Origin of the sequence: Dyadobacter sp. (assembly GCF_051859145.1) — a bacterium.
Classification (GTDB): domain Bacteria; phylum Bacteroidota; class Bacteroidia; order Cytophagales; family Spirosomataceae; genus Dyadobacter.
In genome coordinates this window covers 1-9,019 of the sequence record NZ_JBHYGF010000151.1, presented here as the reverse complement: position 1 = coordinate 9,019, position 9,019 = coordinate 1, and the positions used below count along the sequence as shown (strand labels likewise).

Here is a 9,019-nt window from a genome sequence, read left to right as displayed (position 1 = left end):
TGCTAGGTGACCGTTTCTCTTCGGTATCGGTTTCATGATAATGTTATATAATTTAACCATTGTAAAGTTATCAAAAGAAAAGGCTTTAATAGATACTCAACTCTACCGTTGATAATTGTCCCACTGCCATTCGATAATTATAAATAAAAAAAAAGCGAGCAGCGCAAAGCGCCACTCGCCAAATCCATTTCCGTCGGTTTCAACCGACGGAACACGGGTCATGAATCATTTCGCTCTCTTCAGCGCCTCCGTCGTCAACCAATACTTCGCAATCATATTCGGCACTTCCCACTCCGGCAGCTTACCTGCTTTCAGGAATCCCATATAAGCATTCGCAACCTGCGCGAAATGCGCTTCGTGACCTACTTCATATCTCTGTGGAATAGATACTTCCCAGCCGGCAGCGATCTTTTTTAGCTCCACGCCAGGATGTTTTTCCTGCACCGCTTTGAATGCAGCCGCAACAGCATCCGCGTAGCCTTTGCTCTTATCCGTAGTTTCGATAAAAAGAACAGGCTTGTACTTCTGCTCTTTGCCCTGGCGCACGATGAGGTTTGCTTTCGAACCTTTCATGATAGAGTAATGCGTGTCGCCAGTTCCTTCCGGTGCCTGGAAGTTCCACAGAACAGAAACTTTTGCATGCACGCCTTTCAGCTTGTAGGTCATTTCACCATTTGAATACACATTCAAAATCGTATCCTTCACATCCTTTTTCAGGAAGTCAGGGAAAGTTTCGCTTTTGGTCACGAGCTTGAATTGTGAAGGAGTTAATTGCGTAGCAGTGCGTTTTGAGCTGAGCAACTCCATGTCTTTTTGATAATCTAAAGCCACGTCAGGAAATGCGCTCCATTGAACCAAGTCAACCAAGTGCGTTGTCACATCCACCATTCCTTCGCCCTGCTGTTTTACATCAAAAAACCACGTCGGACGAACAAGCGGCTCGCCGGAAATGTATTTGAAATAATGGTGCACGCTTTCCTTCATCACGGCCGGACTTTCGGGCGTACCTTTTTGCAACTCTCCAAAAATCTCAGGAAGCGCCGCTAGCTCGCGTTGCAGTGTGTTTGTGATCTCATAACGCTCGGTCATGATGTCGTACAGCAGTACATTGTTTTTCTTCGCGCTTTCAAAGGCTTCTTTCAATTTGTCAAAACCAGCCGCGTCAATCGCCATGGGTTTGTCCGCCAGCACATTCAAACCTGCATCAACAGAACGTTTGATATAGTCCGTTTTCTTCTGGTTGTTTCCAGCCAAAACCACCACATTACCTTTCTTCTCAGACAGCATTTTGTCCATGAAATCGGCACCGGTGTACACTTCCTCTTTCCAGCGGGTCGGATTTTCAGCAGCGGTGTTGTACTTCTCTACCTTATCCAGGTAAGCTTTCACATCCGGACCTTCGGTGGCGTAAACGTGCACTACAGAGTCCACATCGTCATACATAGACTTCTGAACAAGCGCCGCGTGGAAGTGGCCGGGCTCTACCACGATCAGGCTCAGCGGTTTTTTAGCTTCCTCATCCTTAGCCTCTTCCTTTTTCGAATTACATGCCTGGTTAAATGCCATTGCGCTCAATAAAGCGATTGTCAAGAGTTGTTTTCTCATTTGAATGGGTTAATGTAACAGGTGCAAGATAGTTTCAAAACGAAACTACGCCTGACTGTAAGACGATATTTCTTTGAGCATCCCTGAACTTGCCTTGTCGATAAAAAGAATCGCATTCGGGTGGGTGCGCAGGATCGTCGACGGGTACAATTCCTGGATATCTTCCTCAACCGTATGGGCGATCGCTTTGGCCTTTTTCTCTCCCGGAACGATGCAGAAAGCATAATCAGCCTTCATCAAAGTCGGGATTGTCAATGTCAATGCAGTGGCTGGTACCTCGTCGAAAGTATCAAAGCACGCATCATTTACCTGTTGCTGGCGGCAGGCATCGTCGAGGTCCACCTGCTTTACGATTTGCGGATCGTCAAAAAACGCGACGTGCGGATCGTTGAATGCCAAATGCCCGTTTTCGCCAATACCCAGACAAACGATATCAATGGGATTGTCAAGCAGCAGCTGTGCGTACCGCTTGCATTCTGCTTCGAGATCAGCCGCATTTCCGTTGAGGTAATTAACTGATTTAAGCGGTTTAAAATCAAACAGACGTACTTTCAAAAAGTAACCAAAGTTTTGCGGCGCATCGGCAGGAATGCCCACATATTCGTCCATGTGAAAAGCATTGATCTTTTCCCATGCAATCCCTTCCTCTTCTTTCAATGCATTCAGAAATTCATTTTGTGAAGGCGCAGAGGCAAAAATAATGTTCAACGTATCTTTCGAAACCTGCAACTCCCTGATCTTATCTGCTACGCAACGGGCAGCATCGGTACCCATTTCTTTCCGGGTTTCAAAAATTTTTATTTCCAGATTGTCCACTTTCATCTTTTGCTTATTTAATACTTTATATAGCGTTATTGTAAATTACTTTTCCTTTGACAATGGTCTTTTGTACTGATATATTTTCGTCAAAAATCACAATGTCAGCATCTTTTCCAGCCACCAGAGAGCCTTTTCTCGGATCTACTCCCATGATCCTCGCAGGAGTCAAACTCGCCATTCTCACCGCATCGAGCAGCGAAACGTCGGCGATTTGCACCATAGTCCGCACCAGTCTGTCGGCTGTTGACACGCTCCCTGCAAAAGAAGTGCGGTCGGGCAGCTTGGCTACACCGTCTTCGACAATCACTTTCAATCCATTTTTAAGCGAGCCCAACGTACTTTCACCTTCTGGCATTCCCGCAGCGCGCATTGCATCCGTGATCAAAGCAATCCGATCAGCGCCTTTGATTTTACAGATCAGCTTCAAAAGCGGCGCAGGCAAATGCACGCCGTCGGCGATAATCTCTACATCCATATCCAGCAAAAAAGCACTTTCAATGGTACCCGCGTATCTGAATGCATTGCGCCGCGTTACGCCCGACATTGCTGAGTAGAGATGCGTAGCCAGGGTGTACCCATTCTCAAATGCATCCAAAACCTCCTCGTAAATCGCGTCCGTATGCGCCACTGCGGCCAGTATTCCTTTCTGTCTTAATCTTTTACCAAAATCGATAGCCCCCGGCAACTCAGGCGCAGCGCTCCATCTGGTAATGGAAGAGGAATAAGCCAGCACTTCTTCATATTCGGCCGGATCAGGATTTCGGATATACCGCGGATCCTGCGCGCCCCGCTGGCTCAATGCGAAATAGGGGCCTTCCAAGTGCATTCCGAGAAACTGCGCGCCGTTTGCATTCAATGCATTTGCTTTTTCATACAAATCCAGCGTTTCCAGTAAATCCGCTTTCTCGCTCGTCAGCGTAGTCGGAACCATCGCAGTAGTACCATACTTTGCATGCGATTCAGCAATCCCTAAAAATGCCTCCACACTACCATCCATAAAATCATGACCGCCCCCACCATGAATGTGAATATCAATAAAGCCAGGTGCGACGTAATGTCCGTTTGCATCGATTACTTCGGCATCGGGTACATCAATATCACCCTGGTGAATACCAACGATTTCCCCATCTTCAATTACCAGCGTACCGTTTTTGATATAGCGGTGCGGGGTGACTAGTGTGCCGTTTGTGATTTTTGTTTTCATTTGAAAATATTAGATTTTACCATCTGGCTTGCTCAATCACTTTGTCATGCTGAGCGCAGTCGAAGCACATTGCACAATGCTCTTAATACCAGAGCGGTCGCCTTTACCCTTCGACTGCGCTCAGGATGACAAAAGCCGACTGCCGACTGCCGAAAGCCGACAGCCAGCAGCAATTAGAAGCCCCACCTCCGCAACTTATGCCCCTTCACCGCATAAAACACCAAATACAAATAACACGGAATCAATACCCAATACGCCTGCCGTACATCAAACTGATCCGCGAAATGGCCGTAGAAGAGTGGCATAATTGCGTTTCCGCAGAGTCCCATGATCATGATCGAGGCGCCCAGCTTGGTGAAGCGACCAAGGTCGTCGAGTGCCAGCGGCCAGATGCCTGCCCAAACGAGCGAGTTGGCCAGACCAAGCAGTACCACAAACCAGATCGAAATGTCGGTCTCGTGCCCCAGGAAGTTAACCTGCCCTTTTGTGAAAATGATAAGTAGTGAAAACACGGTACCCAGGATCGTGCAAATGCGCAATGCATTCACCTGACTGATAAATTTCGGGATCAATGAAATACCGATCAGATATCCGCAAATGGTGCAGAACAAGGTATAGGAAGGAAAAACCTTAGCTTCCAGCAAATCAATGCCCATTGAATTGGCATAACCAATAATGGTATCGATCGCGATTACTTGTGTACCGACGTGCAGGAAAATTGCCAGTGCGCCCAGGATGAGGTGAGGGAATTGAAAAATGCTCGTTTTGCCTGCGTTGGCAGTTGCTATTTCCTCACTTTCGTGTTCAGTATCAATCTCCGGCAAAGGTGATTTGAAAACCAATATTCCCAGCACAAACAGGAACGTACCCAATGCAATATACGGATTGACTACGCGGCGGATCAGTTCGTCCAGTGCTGCGCTCCTTTCTATATCCGTCATGGAACCCAGCTGTGCGAAAAGATCCGTGTCGGTTGGTTTCAGAATAACTGCGGCAAACACGATAGGCGACAAAATGCCCGCTGCTTTGTTGCATATCCCCATGATACTGATCCGCTGTGCCGCTCTTTCCTTCGCGCCCAGAATGGTAATGTAAGGGTTCGCAGCAGTCTGCAGAATAGCCAGTCCGATACCGATAGTGAACAAACCGAGCAGGAATATTTCGTAAGTACGGGTCATGGCGGCGGGCACAAAAATGAATGCGCCCAATGCCATCGACCAGAACCCGAACATCATACCCTTTTTGAAACCCACCTTTTTCAACAAAAAAGAAGAAGGTACCGACATCACGAAATAGGCAATGTAAAATGCAAATGCGACGAGGTAAGCCTGAAAACTCGTGAGCTCGCAGGCTATTTTGAAATACGGAATGAGGATTGAATTCACCCAGGAAATGAATCCGAAAATGAAAAACATGACCCCGATCAGGAAAATGGAAATGGTCGTTTCCCTCCGGGTCAGGTTTTCAACTTTTATTGCGACTGTTGCTGCTTTCATTAGGTCTTGCTTTCATTGGTATAAAGGGTTTAGTATTTGTTGAGGTTGCGCTCAACAATCTTCGCTTGTAGCTTTTTGCCAGCCTATCGAAAGTAGCATTTGGCCTGCCCTTCGACCGCCCGGCGGCCCGGTCCGCTCAGGGTGACAAAATGCCCTTTGTCACCCTGCGGAGTCGAAGGGCAAGTACGACGTTACGAACAAAGGGCAAAAGCACGACGCTACAAACGAAGTTCAAATGCTTAAACCGTCGGTTCCCAGCCTTTCTGATACTCGCGCTTCCACAACTTCTCCGCTTCCTTATTGCCCTTGATATGCCCGTTGGAAGGATCGATGTTCAGCACACCGCCGGAACGTACCGCAATGTTTCCGAGCTGGGCGAGCAATGTACTCTGGTGTCCGCCTACGATCTCGGCATTCAATGCAGTGCCTTTTTTGATACCGTCAAAGAAGTTCTGGATATGCAGTGCGTCGAGTCCCTGCGAAGGGTTCATTTTGTTAAGCGGGTCGATGACAAAGTCGTTTTTCGCTTCTTTTACCAGCTTGTTTTTAAGGTCAAAAATCTGGTAAGTATTGCCCTCGCCGATTTGAAGTGAACCGTTGTCTCCATAAAACACCACGCCCACGCTCGTACCTTCAATCGTACGTCCGTTGCAGCTGCGTCCCTCCCACGACATCATCGTGTTATTGGCAAATTCAAGGTTGATAGCCTGCGTATCCGGCGTTTCCCAATCGTCCTTATAGCGGAACCGGCCACCGATGGAAGTTACCTTCGTTGGATAATCGACCTGCAAGCCCCAGCGCATCAGGTCGAGCATGTGGGTACCATTGTTCAGCGCCTCGCCTGTGCCCCAGTTCCAGAACCAGTGCCAGTTGTAATGCACCACGTTGTCTTTATAAGCTCTGCGTGGAGCCGGTCCCTGCCAAAGTTCGTAGTCAAGCCAGGAAGGTACGGCCACTTCTTTACCAACGCCAATTGACGCGCGGTTGTTGGTATACCAGCCTTTTGCAAAGTACGCCCGGCCAATAGCGCCCTCGTGAACAGCCTTGATCGCAGCAGCTACATTGGGCCACGAGCGTCGCTGGTTACCCATCTGGATCACATTCTTGTATTTTTTCGCAGCAGCAATCAGCAACTCGCCTTCGTGGGGATTGTGGCTGCATGGTTTTTCGAGGTAAACGTGCTTGCCTGCTTTGGAGGCGAGTATTGCCGCAGGTGCGTGCCAATGATCGGGCGCTGCCACAACCAGCGCGTCCATATCTTTGTTTTCCAGTGCCTTTCTGAAATCAGGTACATTTGCAGGCTTGTATTTGGCAATTCCTTCAACAGTACTAATCGCCTTTTCAGCTGCACGGGAGTCTACATCCGAAATGGATACGATCTCGCAATTGGGCTGCAAAGCGTAGTTCGAAGACAATGCAAGTCCACGGCTGTTTACGCCCATCATACCCACGCGCACTTTCTCATTGGCGCCGATGATCTTGGCATAGCTCTTAGGAGAAAAGCCCGGCAATACGCCGCCGAATGCAAGTGCCGCGCCTCCCGTCAACGATTTTTTGATAAAATCTCTCCTGTTGTTGCCACTTTCCTGGTTTCCGGAAGCAGCGTTGTTATCGTTCAGATTGGTTGTCATTGGATATAGGTTTAATTTTTAAAAGGATTAAATATTTTGACCAGGTCCTGGATTGTTTTTCCTTCATGTTCAAAGCGTGCAAGTGTGTAAACATCCCCATTCGCGTCTACTGCAATCGAGTTGACGTAAGTGGGCCGCCCGCCATCTTCGTAGAAAACGGGACCGTGATCAATGTAAGTTTGTGTTGGAATGTGGAATGTGATCAAATGCAGGTTTTCCAAACCTTTGGCCGCGCCTTTTGCAATCTGTGCTTCGCCTTTCAGCCGTTTTCCATCCACGTAAATGGGACCTCCTGTCAGGTAGTAGATCGTTTCCCCGTCCGGACCGAGTTGAAAGCCGAGGTACCCGTAACTAAACTGGTCAAACATCCCACTCCTTTTGGAAGGCCAGGAAGTAATGCGCTCCACGATCTCGATCTGCTCTTTTCTTGGATCAAAACGGAAGAGATAACCCGAGTTTCCATGCACGCCGTAAGCAACCTTTTCAACCGGGTGCCAGAAGATTTTACGCCAGTTGTACGACATGCTGCCCGGACGTGTGGGATCGTATTTGCCAAAATAATCCAGGCGCAAGTCCGCATTTTGTAACTTCCGCACAGCGCCTACTTCGGGGTTATATGTAAAAATATCACCTTCTGCAACTGAAAAATATACATCTGCCAGCTCGGCATCCACAAAAAGCGAGCGGCACAAGGAGCGGAAATCGTCACCCGGCGTACCTGCCTCGCCACCTGCCGAAATCGGTCCCAGGTTTTTAAGCTTGTTCTGATCTATATCATAATGAACAAAATTCCCGTGCGGCCAGGTAATCCCGTACAAATGCCCCCGCTCCCGGTCCATGGTCATTGATACCATTCCCTCTCCGTTCGGCACGATGGCCAGATCTTCGAATGCGCCTGTTTTGAGATCGTAAGAAAGAAAATGCCCGCCGGGATACAGACCGTAACCTGCCGGCGGCGTTTCGGGCAACCGGTCCATTCCGTCAATCAGCTGATAAAAACCGACGTGGGTTGAGAAGTACAGTTTGCCATTTCTTTCATAAAATCGCACGTGGCTTTTTCCCTGCGGGATCGCTTTCAGGTCTTTTTCTCCGCAAACTTCGGTGAGGTCAGCTATGAATTGTGTCTCGTCAGTCTCAGGATCGTACACGTACATTTGTCCGCCGATTTCGTATTGATCCGACGAAAGAACGTAGTAAATCCGGCCGTCGCTTGCAGCCGAAATCGCGTTGTACGTATCGTGAGCGCGATCAAAGCCCGAATAATAGTGCCAGGCTGTGAGTGATCCTTTTTGATCAAGCGCTTCAAATCGGAGGTGGTGGTGGGTATGGGTCACTGTTCAGTTTAATTTTTGATCACACGGGATTCAGGTTTGGTGACGCCCGCTTCTTTGGCGAGGTTAACCATTCCATTTAAAATCTTGATTTCTACATCGGAAGCCCAGGTAGCAGGCAGCCCGTACACGATAGCGGCAGCTTCTCCTTCGTAGCCGCCCTCACGCAGGATGGTCGCACTCGGAATGTAGGTCATCACGTCATTGGAGTAGCCCATTACGAAAGTCTCCTGGCCGAATATCTTTTTCAGGTTAATGGCATAATCCACCACCAGCTCGCCGCCGAGTGTCATGATCGCCTGGTCGCCCAGCTTCCAAACTTGCAGTGGAAAAGGGTAGGAGGTGGTAAAAGGCTCTTTTTTCTCAATCTTTTCAAGCATCCTGTTCGCCCATTTCTGCTGGTAACCTGTCGTGTTTTTGGCCAATGCAGTAAATTGTTCTTTGGTAGGCGCAGTGGTAAGCGACAGCTCTACTTCTGAATAGGCAGTTGAGAGTTTTGGTTCGAGCGTCTTCATATCTTCACTCAGTACGCGCTCTACTGCTGCTGCAAGCGTTTTTCCATACTGGACTGCAAGCGGCACGGTACGTCGCGGCAATGGGTTCTGGTCTGCTCCGGCACCCTGAAAAAACAGCGCCGTAGTGCCGGGGTAAAGCTTTTCGAGCTCTATTTGTGCATAGCCTGGATAGTCTCCTGACCATTTGTATAAATCCAGCACAGTAGGGTGGCAGGCGTAGCCAAATGCAACCGCCAGCATTTTGCCTTTTGCGTCTGCCACTTTCAATACAGGCACCGCCGCGTCGCCTGGACCTGTGATCTCTGTCAGCCTTTCCAGCGTGGCTGCATTGTTGTTTCTCCGGTTTACCTGAAAACGCGCGACGCCATTTTGGGATTGCAAGGTAGCTGGTTGCAAAGCTTTCAATGCATTGCCCGCC

At 48.7% G+C, this 9,019-nt stretch carries 7 protein-coding genes; all 7 read right to left on the bottom strand.

Annotated elements, in window-relative coordinates; all coding sequences use genetic code 11:
• Positions 1 to 225: 225 nt before the first annotated feature.
• On the bottom strand, positions 226 to 1,605 hold the full coding sequence (locus ACTIE6_RS10375; protein ID WP_439556570.1) for a putative oxidoreductase C-terminal domain-containing protein: 1,380 nt from the start codon (positions 1,603 to 1,605) through the stop codon (positions 226 to 228).
• A 45-nt stretch (positions 1,606 to 1,650) separates the two neighbouring features.
• A complete protein-coding gene (locus ACTIE6_RS10370) occupies positions 1,651 to 2,427 on the bottom strand; it encodes a glucosamine-6-phosphate deaminase (protein WP_439556569.1) in 777 nt (258 codons plus the stop codon).
• 19 nt (positions 2,428 to 2,446) lie between these two features.
• Complete coding sequence (gene nagA / locus ACTIE6_RS10365) at positions 2,447 to 3,628, bottom strand: N-acetylglucosamine-6-phosphate deacetylase (protein WP_439556568.1); 1,182 nt, start codon at positions 3,626 to 3,628, stop codon at positions 2,447 to 2,449.
• A 173-nt stretch (positions 3,629 to 3,801) separates the two neighbouring features.
• A complete protein-coding gene (locus ACTIE6_RS10360) occupies positions 3,802 to 5,124 on the bottom strand; it encodes a sugar MFS transporter (RefSeq protein ID WP_439556567.1) in 1,323 nt (440 codons plus the stop codon).
• A gap of 239 nt (positions 5,125 to 5,363) precedes the next feature.
• The gene (locus tag ACTIE6_RS10355) at positions 5,364 to 6,755 is read right to left on the bottom strand and encodes a Gfo/Idh/MocA family oxidoreductase (protein WP_439556566.1); all 1,392 of its coding nucleotides are present in this window, start codon (positions 6,753 to 6,755) and stop codon (positions 5,364 to 5,366) included.
• Between the two features lie 11 nt (positions 6,756 to 6,766).
• Positions 6,767 to 8,089 carry a hypothetical protein gene (locus tag ACTIE6_RS10350; protein ID WP_439556565.1) on the bottom strand — a complete coding sequence of 441 codons (1,323 nt, stop codon included), beginning with the start codon at positions 8,087 to 8,089 and terminating at the stop codon, positions 6,767 to 6,769.
• An 8-nt stretch (positions 8,090 to 8,097) separates the two neighbouring features.
• Positions 8,098 to 9,019 (bottom strand): neutral/alkaline non-lysosomal ceramidase N-terminal domain-containing protein (locus ACTIE6_RS10345; protein WP_439556564.1); only part of this gene is annotated, 922 nt, incomplete at its 5' end.

Coding starts and splice junctions, on each gene's coding strand:
- ACTIE6_RS10375 (WP_439556570.1), bottom strand. CDS start 1,605: ATGAGAAAACAACTCTTGACAATCGCTTTATTGAGCGCAATGGCATTT.
- ACTIE6_RS10370 (WP_439556569.1), bottom strand. CDS start 2,427: ATGAAAGTGGACAATCTGGAAATAAAAATTTTTGAAACCCGGAAAGAA.
- nagA (WP_439556568.1), bottom strand. CDS start 3,628: ATGAAAACAAAAATCACAAACGGCACACTAGTCACCCCGCACCGCTAT.
- ACTIE6_RS10360 (WP_439556567.1), bottom strand. CDS start 5,124: ATGAAAGCAGCAACAGTCGCAATAAAAGTTGAAAACCTGACCCGGAGG.
- ACTIE6_RS10355 (WP_439556566.1), bottom strand. CDS start 6,755: ATGACAACCAATCTGAACGATAACAACGCTGCTTCCGGAAACCAGGAA.